The sequence below is a fragment of the Cobetia sp. BMC6 genome, assembly GCF_029991385.1.
Classification (GTDB): Bacteria; Pseudomonadota; Gammaproteobacteria; order Pseudomonadales; family Halomonadaceae; genus Cobetia.
Genome location: NZ_JAKUMF010000012.1, coordinates 60,835 through 78,063 on the forward strand (window position 1 = coordinate 60,835; position 17,229 = coordinate 78,063).

General features: G+C 62.2%; 14 protein-coding genes. 3 read left to right on the forward strand and 11 right to left on the reverse strand.

Translation table 11 applies throughout. From position 1 onward, the window contains the following. Positions 1-18: 18 nt before the first annotated feature. The 4 genes from MKZ40_RS15800 to MKZ40_RS15815 all read right to left on the reverse strand — a co-directional run bounded on the left by MKZ40_RS15800 (position 19) and on the right by MKZ40_RS15815 (position 4,071). The gene (locus MKZ40_RS15800; RefSeq protein ID WP_199852361.1) at positions 19-1,059 is read right to left on the reverse strand and encodes an Ldh family oxidoreductase; all 1,041 of its coding nucleotides are present in this window, start codon (positions 1,057-1,059) and stop codon (positions 19-21) included. Between the two features lie 31 nt (positions 1,060-1,090). After that, positions 1,091-2,419 (reverse strand): TRAP transporter large permease subunit, encoded by a 1,329-nt coding sequence (locus tag MKZ40_RS15805; RefSeq protein ID WP_054555879.1) that lies wholly within the window; start codon positions 2,417-2,419, stop codon positions 1,091-1,093. Beyond that, positions 2,416-2,931 carry a TRAP transporter small permease subunit gene (locus MKZ40_RS15810; protein WP_043334025.1) on the reverse strand — a complete coding sequence of 172 codons (516 nt, stop codon included), beginning with the start codon at positions 2,929-2,931 and terminating at the stop codon, positions 2,416-2,418. The genes MKZ40_RS15805 and MKZ40_RS15810 overlap by 4 nt, the downstream gene beginning before the upstream one ends. A gap of 81 nt (positions 2,932-3,012) precedes the next feature. Continuing rightward, positions 3,013-4,071 carry a C4-dicarboxylate ABC transporter substrate-binding protein gene (locus MKZ40_RS15815; protein ID WP_043334026.1) on the reverse strand — a complete coding sequence of 353 codons (1,059 nt, stop codon included), beginning with the start codon at positions 4,069-4,071 and terminating at the stop codon, positions 3,013-3,015. A 338-nt stretch (positions 4,072-4,409) separates the two neighbouring features. On the opposite strand from MKZ40_RS15815, the gene MKZ40_RS15820 reads away from it, so the two are divergent. Continuing rightward, complete coding sequence (locus MKZ40_RS15820) at positions 4,410-5,018, forward strand: XRE family transcriptional regulator (protein WP_172978641.1); 609 nt, start codon at positions 4,410-4,412, stop codon at positions 5,016-5,018. Positions 5,019-5,133: 115 nt separating this feature from the next. Here the strand turns inward: MKZ40_RS15820 and MKZ40_RS15825 are convergent, their stop codons facing one another. Then, entirely contained in the window at positions 5,134-5,529 is a 396-nt protein-coding gene (locus MKZ40_RS15825) for an RcnB family protein (protein WP_153635514.1), read from the reverse strand. An 803-nt stretch (positions 5,530-6,332) separates the two neighbouring features. On the opposite strand from MKZ40_RS15825, the gene MKZ40_RS15830 reads away from it, so the two are divergent. Then, positions 6,333-8,093, forward strand: coding sequence for a hypothetical protein (locus tag MKZ40_RS15830; protein WP_153635513.1), 1,761 nt, complete (start codon positions 6,333-6,335; stop codon positions 8,091-8,093). A 140-nt stretch (positions 8,094-8,233) separates the two neighbouring features. Beyond that, entirely contained in the window at positions 8,234-9,715 is a 1,482-nt protein-coding gene (locus MKZ40_RS15835) for a mannitol dehydrogenase family protein (RefSeq protein WP_175090548.1), read from the forward strand. Between the two features lie 117 nt (positions 9,716-9,832). On the opposite strand, the gene MKZ40_RS15840 is transcribed toward MKZ40_RS15835, so the two are convergent. From MKZ40_RS15840 to MKZ40_RS15865, 6 genes are all read right to left on the reverse strand, one after another. After that, positions 9,833-10,729 carry a drug/metabolite transporter gene (locus MKZ40_RS15840; RefSeq protein WP_153635511.1) on the reverse strand — a complete coding sequence of 299 codons (897 nt, stop codon included), beginning with the start codon at positions 10,727-10,729 and terminating at the stop codon, positions 9,833-9,835. 324 nt (positions 10,730-11,053) lie between these two features. After that, the gene (gene phnX / locus MKZ40_RS15845; RefSeq protein ID WP_153635510.1) at positions 11,054-11,872 is read right to left on the reverse strand and encodes a phosphonoacetaldehyde hydrolase; all 819 of its coding nucleotides are present in this window, start codon (positions 11,870-11,872) and stop codon (positions 11,054-11,056) included. Between the two features lie 13 nt (positions 11,873-11,885). After that, positions 11,886-13,025, reverse strand: coding sequence for a 2-aminoethylphosphonate--pyruvate transaminase (locus tag MKZ40_RS15850; protein WP_153635509.1), 1,140 nt, complete (start codon positions 13,023-13,025; stop codon positions 11,886-11,888). A gap of 49 nt (positions 13,026-13,074) precedes the next feature. Then, positions 13,075-14,766, reverse strand: coding sequence for a putative 2-aminoethylphosphonate ABC transporter permease subunit (locus MKZ40_RS15855; RefSeq protein ID WP_153635508.1), 1,692 nt, complete (start codon positions 14,764-14,766; stop codon positions 13,075-13,077). Then, positions 14,763-15,986, reverse strand: coding sequence for a putative 2-aminoethylphosphonate ABC transporter ATP-binding protein (locus tag MKZ40_RS15860; RefSeq protein WP_153635507.1), 1,224 nt, complete (start codon positions 15,984-15,986; stop codon positions 14,763-14,765). The genes MKZ40_RS15855 and MKZ40_RS15860 overlap by 4 nt, the downstream gene beginning before the upstream one ends. A 62-nt stretch (positions 15,987-16,048) precedes the next feature. Continuing rightward, positions 16,049-17,095: a putative 2-aminoethylphosphonate ABC transporter substrate-binding protein gene (locus tag MKZ40_RS15865; RefSeq protein ID WP_153635506.1), complete on the reverse strand. Its 1,047-nt coding sequence runs from the start codon at positions 17,093-17,095 to the stop codon at positions 16,049-16,051. Positions 17,096-17,229 lie beyond the last annotated feature (134 nt).

The following is a 17,229-nucleotide window of genomic DNA, read 5'->3' on the forward strand; positions in this document are numbered from 1 at the left end:
CTCGGTCTACACGGAGGTTCATGAGGCCAGCTTGAGGATATCGTCATACAAGGCTCTCGAAAGCGTGACGCCCTCTTCTTGATGCTTCTGGCGAGCCTTGAAGCGACGCTCGGAGGAGAGCCTTGCGCCCTGCTGCTTCACGAGTTCGAACAGCCTTTCAGAGCGCAGCATGTGCTGCTGGGTGCTGCCGCCCGTGAGGCGCGCGGGATCTATCGCGATGATCAACTCCCCATGATACGGCAGGCTCCCCTTGCCCTGATCGTGTTCGCTGGATTCGATACTCAGCATGTCGCCGATCAGCGGCCCTGCGATCAACTCGATCATGATCGCCAGCGCAGAGCCCTTGTGATCACCGAAGGGCAGCATCGCGCCATGGTCCAGCACTTCCGTCGGGTCCTGTGACGGCTCGCCCTCTCGATCGACACCCCAGCCGAGCGGAATCTTGTCCCCCTGGCGACGATGCAGCTCGATATCGCCGCGCGCGATGGCACTGGTGGCGAAGTCGAATACGTACGGGTTTCCGTCCTCACGCGGCCAGCCAAAGGCGAGGGGATTGGTCCCCAGCAGAGGCTGACTGCCACCATACGGCGCCATGTACGACTGAGTCGGATTGCAGGCGATAGCGACCAGTCCTTCACGCGTCAGCCGCTCGATCTCTACCCACAATGCCGTGCCATGCACGCAATGATTGATGGCCAGAATGGCAATGCCATTGGCACGCGCCTTGTCGAGCAGCTCAGGCACGCCCTGCTGGAAGGCCAGCGACGAGAAGCCCCCCTTGGCATCCACCTTGACGATGGAGGGTGCCGTATCCTCGACGACCGGCACGGCGTCCGGCACCACACCGCCATTGTTCAGTGTCGCGACGAACCCCATCAGGCGATAGAGCCCATGGGAACGACAGCCGTCCATTTCAGCCGCTACCAGCGCGTCACTCATGGCATCGACATGTGGCTCACTGAACCCATGGTGGCTCAGCACCTCGTGACATAGCGTCTTGAGCGCTGCCCGATCGAGATTGACGTCCATTCCTGTCTCTTCCTGTGTTGCATCACTCATACGAACTCATTCCTTTCCAATAAGGTGTCCATCATTTCCATGACGGTCCGCTGATGGCATCAGGCAACCACAGCGCCAGTCCCGGGAAGGCCAGGATCAGCGCCAACACCACCAGCTGCAGGAAGATGAAGGGCATCACCCCCTTGTACATGTGCTTCAGCGTCACTTCAGGAGGCGTGATGGCACGCAGATAGAAGATGGAGGGCGCCAACGGCGGTGTCAGATAACTCGTCTGCATCACGATCAGGAAGGCCACGCAGAACCAGATCTCATCGAACCCGAGCAGGCCGATGACCGGCATCGCCACGGGGATGACGATCAGGACCACCGAGATCATGTCGAGCACGAAACCGGCCAGGAAGGCGATCAGGAGGATGGCGCCAAGAATCAGCCACGGGCTCAAGCCGGTATCCAGCAGCAACGACTGTACGGTGGCCATCCCGCCGGAGGCGAAGAAGACGCCCGCGAACATGTTGCCGCCCAGCACGATCAGCAGAATCATCGCGGTGATGTTGAGTGTGCGTACCGCCGCGTTCCACAGGATGGACAGCGTGAGATTGCGATACCCCAGTGCCAGCAATACGGAGCCGAGCGCCCCACAGGCCGCCGCTTCCGTCGGCGTGGCGATGCCCATCAGAATCGTGCCCAGCACCACCAGGATCAGACTCATGGTCGGCAGCAGCGCACTCAGGGTAATGGTGAGCAGCTTGCCCCACCCCGGATGCTGCTCATCTTCCTTGAGTCGCGGCGCAAGTGCTGGCTTCAGCGCACAGACCACGACGATATAGAGGAGGAACAGCAGCGCCATCAACAGCCCCGGGATCAGCAGACCACTGAACAGTGATCCGACAGAGACCCCGGCTACAGGCCCGAGAATGACCACGGTAATGGAAGGCGGAATCGCCGTGCCCAATGAGCCACTGGCACAGATGGTGCCGGAGATCAGCGACTTGTCGTAGTGATGCTTGAGCATGACCGGCACGGCCAGCATGCCGATCACCGCCTCGGTGGCCCCGACGACACCACTGGCGGCGGCGAAGATGGTGCCCATGATGACCGCACCGACGCCCAGCCCGCCGGGCATCCGACGTGTCCACAGATGGATGGCCCCGAACAGTCGCTCGGCAATGCCGGAATTCTCGAGCATCGCGCCCATGAAGATGAACAAGGGCACGGCAGCCAGAATGGAATTGGACGCCGTGTCCTCGATCTTGGTCAGCAGTTGATAGGCCGCGGCATCCCCGAACTGGGCAACACCAAAGACGGTAGCGACAACGATCATCGAGAACGCGATCGGGAAACCGAGCACGATCAGAGCGATGAGCGCAGGGAACATGATGAGGGCAATGAAGTCGCTCATGAGGACACCTCCGCGCCATGATCATGGCCCAGCAGTGTGCTCCAGAGCTTCAACATCTCCGCGATCACCTGCAGCGTCAGATAGACGAAGCCCAGCCACCACACGCCGAAGACCGGCCAGATCACCGGATTCCAGGCAGAACGTCCGGAGCGCTCATTGCTGGAGAACGCCTCGAGCGCATAGAGCGACAGCTCCCAGACAAGCCACATCAGTACCGGCAGCAACACCGCATAACAGGCCAGATGAACTCCAGCCCTGAGACGCGGTGCAAAATTCTGGCTCAACACATCCACACTAACGTGCTGGCCGACACGCAGGGCATTTGCCATGCCAAGCATGAAGATGGCGCCCATCACCATGTAGCTGACTTCAAACGCCCATAAGGTGGGCTTTCCCAGCACATAACGACTGAAGACTTCATAGACCAACGCAAGCACCAGCGGCAGTATCAAGACTGCCCCCAGATACCCGGCCCAGCGGGTCTGGCGCTCAATGACAGCGACGATTTTCATGGCAACTCACCAGGATGACGACAAGGAGAGAGCCCGGGCGATACAGGTATCGCCCGGGCCAGAGACATCATTCAAGAAGAATCAGCGTCCCATTTCCCCGATCGGCAAACGGTAGTCCTGCCAGGTCGTCATGCTCTGTTTGAAGGTACGTTGCGACTCAAGCACACGTGCGAACCACTCATTCTCGCCCGCCTTCTCATCTTCCCAGGCACGGGTCTCTTCGTAGATGGCATCGATGAAGGATTGATCCAGCTGCACGATTTCGTTGGGGCCTTCCTCCAGCTCCTTGAAGGCCTTGAGATCGGCAAAGGAGCTATCCAGCCAGGACTCGAACACGCTCAGCTTGCCCGCGAGGCGCAACTGGTTCTGCTGGGCTTCGCTCAGCCCGTCCCAGGCATCGACATTCACTTCACACTCCAGAATGCCGCCCGACTGATGGATGCCGGGCAAGATGACGTACTGCGCGACATTCTGGAAACCCGTCGGCTTGTTGAGCTCAGGACTCCCCCACTCCGCGGCATCGATTACACCGCGATCCAACGCCGTATAGATGTCACTGCCGGCCATCACCACGGTAGAGGCCCCAAGACGTGAGGCGATTTCAGCCCAGGCACCCGAGGTTCTCAGGCGCAGTCCCTGGAAGTCCTCAAGCGTCTGCACCTTCTTGCTCGAGTGCAGGAAAATCTCGGTGCCCAGGGTCGAGCACGGGAAGGCCACGACGCCGAACACCTCGCGACGGAAGGCTTCATAGAGCTCGACACCGCCGCCCTCGTACATCCACAGCATGAATTCTTCCGGTGTCAGGCCGCTGGAGTGCCCGGCCAGCAGCGCTGCCGTCGGGTCAGTTCCGTAGTCATAGTTGATGTAGTTGTGACTGATCTGCGCGACACCGGACTTCACGGTATTGGTGACGCGCAGCGCGCCGCCCAGGGTGCCACCGGGGAATACCTGGATGCTCACGTCGCCATTCGTCAATTCGCTTGCATAGTCCGCGAAGGTCTTGGCATCCCGTTCAAGCCAGGGCCCACCGCCCCACGGGGTCGCCATCTTCCACTCGACGTCCGCCGCCTGAGTCGTGGCAGTCGCCAACAGGCTGGCAGCGATACCCATGCCGAGGAGCTGTTTCTTGAAGTCGTACATTTTTGTTTTCCCAAGATTATTTTAATTAGAGTGCAATGCCATGCGTACCTGCAGGCGAATGCCTGATACAGGCTGAGGCCTGATACACGCCCAGTGGGCGGCCACTGTCGATTGCGCATTCGCCTCCACAATTGCATATACGCAATATTGGGTCAAATGTGGATACCTGCTCGACATTTTGCTCGTGGAAGCCCTAAATGGACGCCATCATGGCGCTTACGCCTCTCTCCTGCCGTGGCATGACTTGATGACTCGCGCCCATGTGCCACACAGGCGCTAAGCAACGGCAAACGGCGACAGACGCCACCCAGCAGACAAACTCGATGGAGCACGCTGACATGACACCCCACCAGGAAACGCCGATCGCGCTGAAGCACCGAGAACGCAAGGCAGGCGCCATTGGTGACAATCTCAAGGCACTACGCAAGGAGAAGGGACTGACCATCGCGGCCGTGGCCAGCGCGTCAGGTATCTCGGCGGCCAGCGTGTCGAGAATCGAGAATGGACGTATCTCGCCGACCTTCGAGGCGATCGTGAATCTCGCTAGGGGCCTGAAGGTGGATGTCAGCGAGCTGTTCTATCACACGGAGGACGCGGCATTTCGGGGTTGGCTCGCGTTGACGCGAGCACAGGAGGGAGACGTCATCGAGACGCCCAACTACCGCTATCGACCGCTCTGCAACAATGTGGCGTCCAAGGAATACATGGTATTGGAAACCACCGTGCTCAATCGCAGTCTCGAGGAGTTCGGCGGCCTGCAAAAACATTCCGGCCAGGAACAGATCATCGTGACCAGCGGCGAGGTGACGGTCTGGACCGAACTCTACGACCCCATCCAGCTCAAGGTCGGTGACAGCCTGGCCTTCGACAGCACCCTCGGACACGCCATCACCTACAACGGTGACACCCCCGCGACCATGACCTGGGTATGCAGTGCCTACGCGTGAGGGGATCGAGCCTCATGTGGACAGCACTTTCCACTGAAGATCGGACATGAAAAAGGGGCCTCATCAGAGGCCCCTTTTTCATCGTCTTGCTTAGCGCAGCCTGTTGGCCACTAATTCAGCGATTGAGAATGATGGCCGTGATCGCGCCACCCGCCACCGCGGCCAGCACATAGCGCCCATCGATGTTCAGCCAACGATGACCGCGCGGCGGTTTGGACAGATGACGATGGTGCCAGTCCTTCACCCAGTAGCGGCTGTCGGAGTAGTAATGACGCGGCAGGTGGTCGCCACGGCGCCACTGGTGATGGCGTCGCGCCTCATGACGGCGGCGTTCATGGTGGCGCTGCTGCTTGTGGTGCTTATTGTGCTGTTTGCCGTGATGGCCGCGGTCGTGGTGGCCATGCCCACGGTCATGATGCCCATGGCCTCTATCGTGCGGTCCTGCCTGAGCCAGCGGGGCTCCCAGCAGCGTGAATATCATCATCAGAATGGTCAGTGTGCGCGTTCGCATGGCTGGCCTCCTCGCCTTGCCCCGTCGCCAATCAAGCGCCGGGAGTCATGTTGGGGCTTCCTGGTTAGGAAACAGTGTTGCGCAACCTTAGCGAGAACTGGGGGACGCCGCAAGATGTCTCATTTTTCTCGTTCTTTGTCGTTATTTCATGCACTTTCCGTCGCATTGTGCCGAAACCGATGTCGCCACTGACCAACACCCACCTTTATATGTCGCCACCTCTATAGCGCTCTTTATAGTGCTCTCTCGCAGCGACCCGACTTTCGCTGCCCTTTCCGCTGCCCTTTCCGCTGCCCTCTCCGCTGCCCCATTTCCCCTTTCGACTCCCGGGCCTCGATCAGGAGACTGCTGAGGCATGGCAAGAAAGCGACGATGCCGGGTACGCCGATCGCACCACATCGGTGTAAGACCACCCTCAGAGTTGTGAGATATCTGGCCCTGGATCGTTGGCCGTTTTAGCCAGGACACAATGCTTCAGGCGCCGAACGGGGTGTGAGAACGGAAAAATTCATTTTGCTGAATCGTGTCATTGAATCGAGACACCCTCGCGCAAGCCCTGATTTCATGCGGCCTTCAGCGCTTTCCTGACTTCCATAGCCATGATCACTCGAGGTCATAGCCCAAAGTTCAAGCACGCGGGCTTTGCGTTTTGATGACCATTCACCGATCATTTGCACCACACCTGAGTCATTTGATCGATAATAGACGATCTACCCTCGTCATCGCCGACAGGATCGCCAAGGCGGCTGCGTGACATCTCGGGTAGGAGCAGCAAGACAAGCCGTAAAAAACAGGAGCCAATCATGGCCAGTACTGCGCCAGATTTGGATCGGCAGATCGCCCATATGGACGATGAGCTACTGCCGGTGCCACGTCATAAACTGCACCGGTGGCCACACTTTGCCGGTCTCTATGCCGCCGAGCACGTTGCCGCGACCGAGTTCGTCATCGGTGCCACCTTCGTGGCGCTCGGTGCCGGTATCTGGGATATCCTGCTGGGCCTGCTGATCGGTAATGGCCTCGCAGTGCTCAGCTTCTGGTTGATCACGACGCCAATCGCGATCGAGACCCGTCTGAGCCTCTTCACCTATCTTCACCGTATTGCCGGTGATTCGATGTCACGGCTCTACAATTGGGCCAACGTGGTCATATTCACCGCCATATCGGCGGCCATGATTACCGTTTCCGCCACGGCGGTCAGGCTGCTGTTCGACATCCCGGCCCAGACCCAGGCCTATCCCACCAGCTTCGAGTTCATCCTGCTGGCACTGGCCGTGGCGGCCATTGTGGTGCTGGTCGCGGTCTATGGCTTCAACGCCCTGACCGAATTCGCCAGCATCTGTGCCCCGTGGCTGATGCTGATGTTCACCGTCGGCGGCATGGTTCTGCTGCCGGAACTGGCGGAGTCCGTCACTGGTGAAACCAGCCTGAACAGTTTCTCGAGTTTCATTGATGTCGCCGGCAGTACCGTCTTCACCGGGATCAACTCCCAGGGCGAAGCGGGCATCGGCATCTGGGAAGTCATCGGCTTCTCCTGGGCGGCCAACACCTTCTCCCACTTCGGTCTGATCGACATGGCGCTGCTGCGCTATGCCAAGCGTATGCGCTCCGGCCTTGCGACCAGCACCGGCATGATGTTCGGCCACTATGTCGCCTGGATCTCCGCCGGTCTGATGGGCGCGGCCACCGCAGCCGTCGCCGGTATCAGCATCGATGTGCTGGAACCGGGCGAAGTGGCGTTGCACGCCCTTGGCGCCGCTGGCTTCGTTATCGTGGTCGTCGCAGGCTGGACCACCGCCAACGCCAACCTGTACCGCGCGGGCCTTGCCGCCCAGTCGGCCATGCCGAACCTGTCGCGCAACAAGGCGACGCTGGCCGTGGGTATCTGCGTTGCCGTGCTCAGCTGCTTCCCGTTCGTCTATCGCAGCATGCTGCCGCTGCTGACCTATGCGGGCCTGGTGCTGGTGCCGGTCGGCGGGATCATCTTCGCTGAGCATCACCTGTTCCCGAAACTCGGCTTCAGCCGTTACTGGGCGCGCTACAAGGGCGTGAAGCACAACACGCCGGCACTGGCAACCTGGGCGCTGTCACTGATCTTCGGCTTTGGCCTCGAGACGGTCGACGTGATCCCGTTCTACTACCTGTTCCTGCCGACCTGGTTCGTCTCCATCATCCTCTACACCCTGATGGCCAGATCTGCCGGTGCAGCCGACTCCTACCCGAAAGCCGAAGCGGCCGAGCGGGAATTCCAGGAGCGTGTCGAAGCCCTGCACGCCAAGCAGGCCGAGACCACCAACCACGCACCGGTCAAGGACACTTCGGGTCTGACCAAGGCCATCAAGGCCGTCTGGATGGTGCTGGGCCTGGCGGTGCCGATGGTCCTCGCGCTGCGCGTACTCTTCGGCAGCCCGGACCTGGCCAGCTACGAAGCGAATCGTGAGTTGTTCTATGACGTGACCATCTGGTCGACGATCATCTACTTCATCTTCGCGTACTGGGAGCTGCAGCGCAGCAAGGCGCTGTTCAACAAGCAGTCCCCCAAGCAAGCGGCCACCGCTAGCTGAGTCGGCAGGGGCTTGCCCCCTGCCATGCCAGCGGCGAAGGAAGCCTGAATCACACGGGTGACCTTCGCCGCTGGCCGTTACGACCTACCCTTTCTTTACCCATCTCGACTCGACCGCGACACGCGGCAGGAGACCTCCCCATGACCCGTCTCTCCAATGCCAGTCTGACTCAGCTGGACGCCAAGGTAGCCACTCCGAACTATGACCGCACTGCGGTCAGCGCCGGTATCGTCCACTTCGGCGTGGGCGGTTTCCATCGTGCGCACCAGGCCATGTACCTCGACGAGCTGATGAATCAGGGCAAGGCGCTGGACTGGGGCATCGTCGGCGTCGGCGTGATGCCGGGCGACCGCCGCATGCAGGAAGCCCTGGCCTCGCAGGACCACCTCTACACCGTGGTACTCAAGCACCCGGACGGCAACTATGAGCCGCGCGTGGTGGGTTCCATCATCGATTACCGCTTTGCCCCGGACTCCCCGGAGGCCGTCATCGAGCTGATGGCCGACCCGGCGATCCGCATCGTCTCGCTGACCGTCACCGAAGGTGGCTACAACTTCCACCCGGTCACCGGCGAATTCAATCTCGAGAACGCCGACGTCCAGCACGACCTGGCCAACCCGGGGGAAGCCAAGACCAGCTTCGGCCTGATCACCGAAGCCCTGGCACGTCGTCGCGAGCGTGGCGTCGCCCCGTTCACCGTGATGTCCTGTGACAACATCGAAGGCAACGGCAACGTCGCTCACAAGATGTTCACTGCCTACGCGCGTGCACGTGATGCAGAACTGGCGGCATGGATCGAAGCCGAAGTCCCCTTCCCCAACTCCATGGTCGACCGCATCACGCCGGTGACCACGCCGGCTGACATCGAAGAGCTGTCCTCACGTTTCGGCGTGGAAGACGCCTGGCCGGTGGTCTGCGAGCCCTTCACCCAGTGGGTGCTGGAAGACCACTTCGCCCATGGCCGCCCGGCCTTTGAAGATGCCGGCGTGCAGCCGGTGGAAGATGTCGAGCCCTATGAGCTGATGAAGCTGCGTCTGCTCAACGCCGGTCACCAGGCGCTGTGCTACTTCGGCTATCTGGCCGGCTATCGCTACGCGCATGAAGCCTGCAACGACCCGCTGATCGTCGACTTCCTGCTCGGCTACATGAACGAGGAAGCTCGCCCGACGCTGGCCCAGCTGCCGGGTATCGATCTCGACGCCCATTGCCGCACGCTGATCGAGCGTTTCGCCAACCCGGAAGTCAAGGACACCCTCGCGCGTCTGTGCGCCGAGACCTCCGACCGCATTCCGAAGTTCCTGATCCCGGTGGCACACGCACAGCTCAAGACCGACGGCGAACTGCGTCGTACCGCAGCCGTCGTGGCCAGCTGGGCACGTTATGCAGAAGGCGTGGATGAGCAAGGCGAGACCATCGACGTGGTCGACCCGCTGAAGGACGAGCTGATGGAGCGTGCCAGCCGTCAGCGCGAAGAGCCGACTGCCTTCCTGGACAACCGTGAACTGTTCGGTGATCTGGTCGATCAGCCGCGCTTCCGCGACGCCTACCTGGCAGCGCTGAAGAGCCTGCACGACAACGGCGCGCGCGCCACGCTGGAAATGCTGGTGGCAGACGCCAAGTAAGCATGGCGGTGCAGGGGTTCACGACAACGTGATGCCCCGCCAGCGCCCGTAGAAAGACAAAAGCGAGATAGGCAGCCGCCTGTCTCGCTTTTTTTGTGCCTCATGCCACGCCTTTCCTCACACCAGCGCAACGGTCCACAGTCCCGCCAGCATGATGACGATGCCGATCCACTTGGCGATGGCCGCTCGCTCGCGCAACCAGAGCACCCCGAGCATCACGCCCAGCGGGATCGACAGTTGACGCATCGCCACGACGAGGCTGACCTCCGCCGTCAGCGTCATGGCAACCAGCACCAGCCCGTAGGTCGCCATCACCATCACGCCGGTCAGCACCATGCTGCCCCGCTCCCCCCGCCATAGCGCGGGCAGGCGGCGACGCTCTGCCGGCAGCAACATCACCAGCAGCGCGCCCCAAGCGACGGTCATGATGGCCTGCAACACCAGAAAGACAGCGCCCGCCGAGGTGGGCGAGTAACCGACACTCACCATGATATCCAGCGCCTGCTTGTCGATCAGCGAATAGCCGGTGGTGCCGACTGCTGCCAGCAGCGCGAACCCCAACGCGGGCGTCAGGTAGGTCGAGGGGCGCAGGCCCTGCGGACTGCTCAAGGGCAGCACCAACGCGCCGAGCACGATCAGCCCCATGCCGACCAGATCCAACGCCGTGAGTGCCTGACTGCCCAGCAGACTCAGTGACACCAGCGGCACCAGCACCACCGGCAAGGCCCGCGCGATGGGATACAGCACACTGACCTCGCCGCGCGCATAGGCCCAGGCAAGTCCGCCCATGTAGAGCACCTGACAGAGGCCGGTGGCCACCAGCCAGCCCCAGAATTCAGTGGGCAGCACGGCAAACGACGGCCCCAACCCCAGCAGCGGCGCAAAGATCAGCGCACCACTGGCCATGGCCAGCATGAAGAAGGCCAGCGACGGCGCCCGCCCCTTGCCGAGCAGATTCCAGCCGGCATGCAGACAGACCGAGATCAGGATGAGTCCCAGCGCCAGTGGGCTCAAGAGGCACTCACGGCAATCGTGTGGCCTTGAACTTGAGCTTGAGCTTGAACATGAAACTGGGCTTGAGAGTGAGCTTGCCCGTGCATGGGGACAGGCATGCGGACGGGCATGCGGGAATTACGGGCTTTCAGGGCAACCAGGCGGCAATCGCCAATGAGCATATGTCCTTACCTTTTGCGAGAAGACGCCAGCCTCAAGGCCTTGTGCAAGGACCCGAGGCTGGCGCCTGAAGGGGTGGAGTGAAGTGGTGGGGTGAAATGGTAGATCAAGGTGGGCGAGCGAGGTGACAGGCAGGCCTGGCATCGCCACCCCGTCACCAGGCTGTCAGGGGCGCTCACCGCGCGCCAGACGCGCCTCGATCTCGCGGATCACCTCGGGCAGCTGCGCGATGGTGTCGATCATGAAGTGCGGCCCGGACGGCGTGAACTGGGCTTCGATGGCGCTACGCCTTTCGTTGAGCTCTGCCTCCGACAGGTCCATGAACACCGCGTGATCCAGCCCCATGGCGTTGCCGGAGCAGGTCAGCGCGACCGTCCACATGCCGGCGCTGCGACCTTCCAGCAGCCCCGGCGCCGTGTCATCCACTTTCACACAGGCCGCCACGTCAGTGATGCCCAGCGCGATGACATTGGCCAGAGACTGCGCCGGAGAGGGTCGCCCTTTGGGCACCTCATCAGTGGCCACGACATGGTCCACCACCAGCCCATTGCCCTTGCCCCGTGCGACCACCTGCTCGAGCACCTCTCGGGGGTAGCCGGAGCAGGAGCCGATCTTGATGCCCTTGTCGCGCAACCCGTTGATGACCTCGAGCGCGCCGGGAATCAGTGCGGAGTGCGCCCCGATCTTGTCGATCTGCAGCGGCATGAAGCGCTCATAAAGCGCCGTGACATCGGCATCACTCGGGGCGTGGCCACAGGCTGCCTCGAAACGGGCCGCGATCGCTGGGTCATCACACAGGGTGCGGATGTGTTCCCATTTGCCCATGCCCATCGGGCCGCGCGCCTCTTCCAGACTGATGGCCACGCCGATTTCCGCGAAGGCCTCGACGAAGATCTGGGTCGGCGCGAAGGAGCCGAAATCCACCAGGGTGCCGGCCCAATCGAAGATGGCAGCCTGCAGACGATCCGGGGTGTGATATTGCATGACAGTTCTCCAGTCAGTTGAGTGCGACAGCGCCAGCGCACGGGCGGGCATCGTCGACACCCAGGGTGGCCAGCGCGTCATCCACGGCGGCCAGAAGTTGATCCATCACGCGGACATCCAGCTGCCCGATGCTGCCGATGCGGAAGCTCTCCACGTCGGTGAGCTTGCCCGGGTAGATGATGAAGCCACGTGCCTTGAGCTCGGCGTAGAAACGTGAAAAGTCGAAGTCCGGGTGTGCCGGGCTCAGGAAGGTGGTGATGATCGGCGACAGCCAGGCATCGTCGAGCAGGGTCGTGAAGCCGCGCTGACGCATGCCTGCCACCAGTCGCTGCATGTTGGCGTGATACCGGGCGTGGCGACCCGCGACGCCGCCCTCCTCGGCGTGTTCCTTCAGCGCCTGGTGAAACGCCGCCACCACGTGAGTCGGCGGGGTATAACGCCATTGGCCGGTGCGCTTGAGGTACTGCCATTGATCGTGCAGGTCCAGCGACAGTGAGTGGCTACGCCCCTGTGCCGCCTGCAGCGCATCGCGCCGGGCGATCACGAAGCCGAACCCCGGCACCCCCTCGAAGCATTTGTTGGCCGAGGAGATCAGCGCCAGAAACGGGGTACGTTGCGCATCGATCTCCAGCGCCCCGAAGCCACTCATCGAATCGAGGATCAGCTCACGGCCGTGTGCTGCCACCACCTCGGCGATGTCCGCCACCGGATTGAGCATCCCGGAGCTTGTCTCGCAGTGAATCATGGCGACATGGCCGATCTCGGGCCTTGCCGCGAGTCTGTCGGCCACGGCCTTGGCACACGGCGCCTCGGCATCGCCCCACGCCAGCACGTCGCAGTCGCGCCCCATGCGGGTCAGTAGACTGACCAGCCGCTTGCCATAGGCGCCATTGACCAGCACCAGCGTCGTACTCGTCGGCTCGATCAGACTGCCCAGCGCCGCCTCGACCGCGAAGGTACCGCTGCCCTGCATCGGCACGCACTCATGGTGCTCACTGGCATTGGCACAGCGGAGCAACTGCTGGCAGATCTCGGCGGTCTTGGTGTTGAAGTCCTGATCCCAGGAGCCCCAGTCCTTCATCATGGCGGCCTTGACGCTCTCACTGGTGGTCAAGGGACCGGGAGTCAGCAGGTACGGATGTTGAATACTCATTGGTATATACCAGTTAATTTGCACAAAAAAAAGACGGCCAACGGCGTAATCAGGTCGCCTGTCGCCAGCGTTGGGCACGGGTCAACAGCAGATGACTGACCACCGCATGCAGCAGCTTGACGCCCAGACAGGTGAAGAAGATCAGCACTGCCATGGCGGCCGCGCTGGCGAAGTGCCCGGCTTCGTCGAGATGCATCACCGCGATGGAGGCCAGTCGGGTATCGCTGTTGTAGAGAAATACCACCGCCGAGACGGTCGTCATCGCGTTCATGAACAGATAGGCCGAGATATCCAGCACTGACGGCAGAGACACCGGCAAGGTGATGCGGCAGAAGGTCTTCCAGAACGGCACCTTGAGTGAGGCACCGACCGCCTCGAATTCCCCATCGAGCTGCTTGAGCGCGGTCACCGAGGTCAGGTGGCAGACGGTATAGAAATGCACCAGGGTGTTGAGCACCAGAATCGCGAAGGTGCCGTAGATCCAGTTCAGCGGGTTGTCGGCCTGGTTGAAGTAGAAGATGTAGGACAGACCCAGCACCATGCCCGGCACGGCCATCGGCATCATCGCCATGAAGTGCAGTCCCTGGCGCAGCGGGCGATAGCCCTGACTCTTCTCGGTCAGCCAGGCGTTGAAGAAGATGACCAGCGTGCCGATCAAGGTGACCCAGAAGGCCAGCGTCAGCGAGTTGAGCCACGCGTCCCAGCCACCACCCGCCAGCGCCTTGAAGGCGTAGTGATCGAGGGTCAGGCTCAGGTTGTAGGGCCAGAACTGCACGAGCGAGGCATAGATGGCGGTGCCGATCACGGCCAGAATCGCGGCGGCCACGCCATAGCAGAGCAGCGCGAAGACCCAGTCACGCAGCGGGCTTGGCGTCGGCTGCCAGGGCACGGCGCGCGCCGAGAGCTGCGCGACCTGACGGCGCTGGATCCAGCGGTCCACCGCGAAGGACAGCAAGGCCGGCAACAGCAGGATGACGCTGACCACCGCGCCCATCTGGAAGTTCTGCTGCCCCACCACCTGACGATAGACATCGGTGGCCAGCACACTGAACTGCCCGCCAATGATCTTCGGCACGCCGAAATCGGTGATCGACAGCGTGAAGGCCACGAAGGCACAGGAGATGATGCCGTAGCGCGCACCCGGCAAGGTGATGGTCAGAAAGCTGCGCCATTTGGGCGTTCCCAGCGCGTCCGCGGCTTCATAGAGACGGGCATCGCTGTTGCTGAGCGCCGTCATCATGATCATCAGCGCATGCGGGAAGATCCAGAATGTCATGCCCATCACGATGCCGATGGGGCCGTAGATGCTCTCCCCCAGCAGCACATCCTTGAACCAGCCCTGATTGCCGAAAAGATACACCAGACTGATGGCTGGCAGCAGTGACGGAGCCAGTAGCGGCAGGATGGACAGCATGCGGAAGACGCGCTTGCCCGGCATGCAGGTGCGGGTGGTGCCGTACGCGCACAGGAAGGCCAGGCTCACCACCGTCAGGGTACTGATCAACGCGATGCTGACGGAATTGATGATCGAGCCGACCAGCGCCGGCGTCTGCACATAGCGCGCGAAGTTGGCCAGGCCGACGAAGTCGCCGCTGCGGTCCTGCACGCTCTTGATCAGCATGGTGGCCAGCGGCAACAGCAGCCCGATGACCAGCAGCGCCAAGGCCAGCAGCAACATCAACAGACGCAAGCCGGACTCGCCAGACAGCCGACCCGACAAGGGCAATGCGCGCGCCATCATGCCTGCGCCTCCACCAACGGATACAGGCGGATCGCCTCGGACGGCAGACGCACACCCACCCGAGCACCGACCCGCACGCCCAGTGACTCGCTGTCCTTGAGCGCCACATCCGCCGACAGTGTCTGCCCACAGCCCTCAAGCGTCAGAGTGATACGCAGGAAGGCGCCGAGAAACTCGACGTGATCCACCTGCGCCGACAGCCCCTCACCCACTGCGCACAGCGAGACGGCTTCCGGGCGAATGGCCAGACGCGCCTGATCCAGCCCCTCAAGATCATGCGCCGCGCATTCCAGTCGCTGCTGGCCCAGACGCAGAGTACTGGCGTTCTCGGGACAGCATTGCAGGAAGTTCATGCTGCCGATGAATTCGGCCACGAAGGCGCTCGCCGGCTGACGGTAGATCTCGGCGGGAGTGCCGATCTGCTCGATCACGCCATGGTTCATCACCACGATGCGGTCCGCCATGGCCAGGGCCTCTTCCTGGTCGTGGGTCACCATGATGGTGGTGACGCCCAGCCGTGCCTGCAGTGCCTTGATCTGACTGCGCAGATGCAGGCGTACGCGCGCATCCAGTGCCGACAGCGGCTCATCGAGCAACAGCAGCCCCGGCTCGGTCGCCAGCGCCCGCGCCAATGCCACGCGTTGCTGCTGGCCCCCGGACAGTGCCGCCGGATACTTGCCTTCACTGCCGGCCAGGTCCACCAGGGTGAGCAGCTCCGTCACGCGGCGGCGCATCGCGTCACGCGCATCGCGCCGATTGCGCAGCCCATAGGCCACATTGTCGAACACGGTGAGATTGGGGAACAGCGCATAGGACTGGAAGACGATGCCGAAGTCGCGCGCCTGCGGCGGCAGCCGTGAGATGTCCTGGCCGCGCTGGTGGATGGTGCCTTCGCTCTGCGGCGCAAGCCCGGCGATGGCGCGCAGCAAGGTGGTCTTGCCACAGCCGGAGGGGCCGAGGAAGCACACGAACTCGCCTTCGCGGATCGCGAGATCGATCTCGCTCAGGGCCGTGAACTGGCCATAGCGCTTGGTGAGGCCGCTGATCTTGAGGTGGATGCTGTCTGACGACGCAGAACGCGTGGTGAGTGCCTGAGGCGCTGCGTCACGCGCAGGCGCCCGGGCTGCAGGGGCGGATACCGCGCGCGGCGAGGCGCCGGCAGTCGCTGGCGGCGCTTGACGCGAGGCGTGATGACGCGGGGGTGCGGTCACAAGAGACATGCGAGAAACTCCCGACCCCGGCGCAAGGCGCCGGGGCAATGACGAAGGTGGCTGGGCGTGACTTACTGACTGTCGGACTTGCCGTCGTAACGGCGCTGCCATTCGGCGAGCACTTCATCCCGCTGGTTGGCCGCCTTGGCAAAGTCAGCCTCGATCATCATCTCGGTGATATTGGCCGGATAATGCTCGATCGGCTTGGCCACCCCCGGATAGGCCACGACCGCATAGCCTTCGTTGTAGAGTTCATTGGCCGGCTTGGACACTGCCCAATCCATCAGTGCCTGCGCCGCCTCACGCTTGTCGGTGCCCTTCATGATCGCCGCGGCTTCCATGTCCCAGCCCAGCCCTTCCTCGGGGAAGACCAGGTCCACCGGTGCGCCCTGTGCCTTGAGGCGCGCGCCTCGGAAGGCGAAGGACACACCGACCACGGCCTCGCCGGAACCGGCCAGATTGCAGGGCGCGGAGCCTGAGTGGGTATAGCGGGCAATGTTGTCGTGCAGGCGGTCCATGTACTCCCAGCCGCCCTCGTCACCCCACAGCTGCAACCAGCTGGCGACATCCAGATAGCCGGTACCGGAAGAACTCGGATTGGGCATGATCACGTGGCCCTTGAACTCGGGACGCGTGAGGTCTTCCCAGGACGTCGGCTTGGGCACTCCCAGTCGCTCACCTTCGACGGTGTTGTAGCAGAGCGAGGCGACCCAGGCGTCCATCCCGACCCAGGACGGGTCCTGGCCATCACGGTAGGCGGGGTCGACGAACTTGCTATCCAGCGCCTCGACTCCCTTGGGGGCATAACGCGACAGCATGCCTTCCTTCTCGAGCACCAGCAGGCTGGTCGCGGCCAGGCCCCACACCACATCCGCCTGCGGGTTGTCCTTCTCGGCAAGCAATCGTGCGGTGATCACGCCCGTGGAGTCGCGCACCCATTTGATGTCGATATCCGGGTGCGCCTGCTGGAAGCGCTCGGCATATTTCTGCAGATCATCGGACTCCACCGCAGTATAGACGGTGAGCTCGGTGGCCGCCTGGGCATTGAGGGAAACGACCAGACCAACGGCACTGGCCAGCAAGGAACGGGTGAGGAAGGAACGGGTCAAGAAGGACATCGGGACTCTCCAACGCTTGGAATGAATGGCTCTCACCATCTGGTATATACCAAGAGTATGAGCGGGCCGAATGACACCCCCGTGACAGTCAGTTGAAGGCCCGGTGAAACAGTGTTATCTCATATAGTGTCCCT

What these genes read in the sequence shown, in the direction of transcription:
- MKZ40_RS15835 (WP_175090548.1), top strand. Translation starts at nt 8,234, where the DNA reads ATGACCCGTCTCTCCAATGCCAGTCTGACTCAGCTGGACGCCAAGGTA.
- MKZ40_RS15865 (WP_153635506.1), bottom strand. Translation starts at nt 17,095, where the DNA reads ATGTCCTTCTTGACCCGTTCCTTCCTCACCCGTTCCTTGCTGGCCAGT.
- phnX (WP_153635510.1), bottom strand. Translation starts at nt 11,872, where the DNA reads ATGCAATATCACACCCCGGATCGTCTGCAGGCTGCCATCTTCGATTGG.
- MKZ40_RS15830 (WP_153635513.1), top strand. Translation starts at nt 6,333, where the DNA reads ATGGCCAGTACTGCGCCAGATTTGGATCGGCAGATCGCCCATATGGAC.
- MKZ40_RS15810 (WP_043334025.1), bottom strand. Translation starts at nt 2,931, where the DNA reads ATGAAAATCGTCGCTGTCATTGAGCGCCAGACCCGCTGGGCCGGGTAT.
- MKZ40_RS15805 (WP_054555879.1), bottom strand. Translation starts at nt 2,419, where the DNA reads ATGAGCGACTTCATTGCCCTCATCATGTTCCCTGCGCTCATCGCTCTG.
- MKZ40_RS15820 (WP_172978641.1), top strand. Translation starts at nt 4,410, where the DNA reads ATGACACCCCACCAGGAAACGCCGATCGCGCTGAAGCACCGAGAACGC.
- MKZ40_RS15825 (WP_153635514.1), bottom strand. Translation starts at nt 5,529, where the DNA reads ATGCGAACGCGCACACTGACCATTCTGATGATGATATTCACGCTGCTG.
- MKZ40_RS15815 (WP_043334026.1), bottom strand. Translation starts at nt 4,071, where the DNA reads ATGTACGACTTCAAGAAACAGCTCCTCGGCATGGGTATCGCTGCCAGC.
- MKZ40_RS15850 (WP_153635509.1), bottom strand. Translation starts at nt 13,025, where the DNA reads ATGAGTATTCAACATCCGTACCTGCTGACTCCCGGTCCCTTGACCACC.
- MKZ40_RS15855 (WP_153635508.1), bottom strand. Translation starts at nt 14,766, where the DNA reads ATGATGGCGCGCGCATTGCCCTTGTCGGGTCGGCTGTCTGGCGAGTCC.
- MKZ40_RS15860 (WP_153635507.1), bottom strand. Translation starts at nt 15,986, where the DNA reads ATGTCTCTTGTGACCGCACCCCCGCGTCATCACGCCTCGCGTCAAGCG.
- MKZ40_RS15800 (WP_199852361.1), bottom strand. Translation starts at nt 1,059, where the DNA reads ATGAGTGATGCAACACAGGAAGAGACAGGAATGGACGTCAATCTCGAT.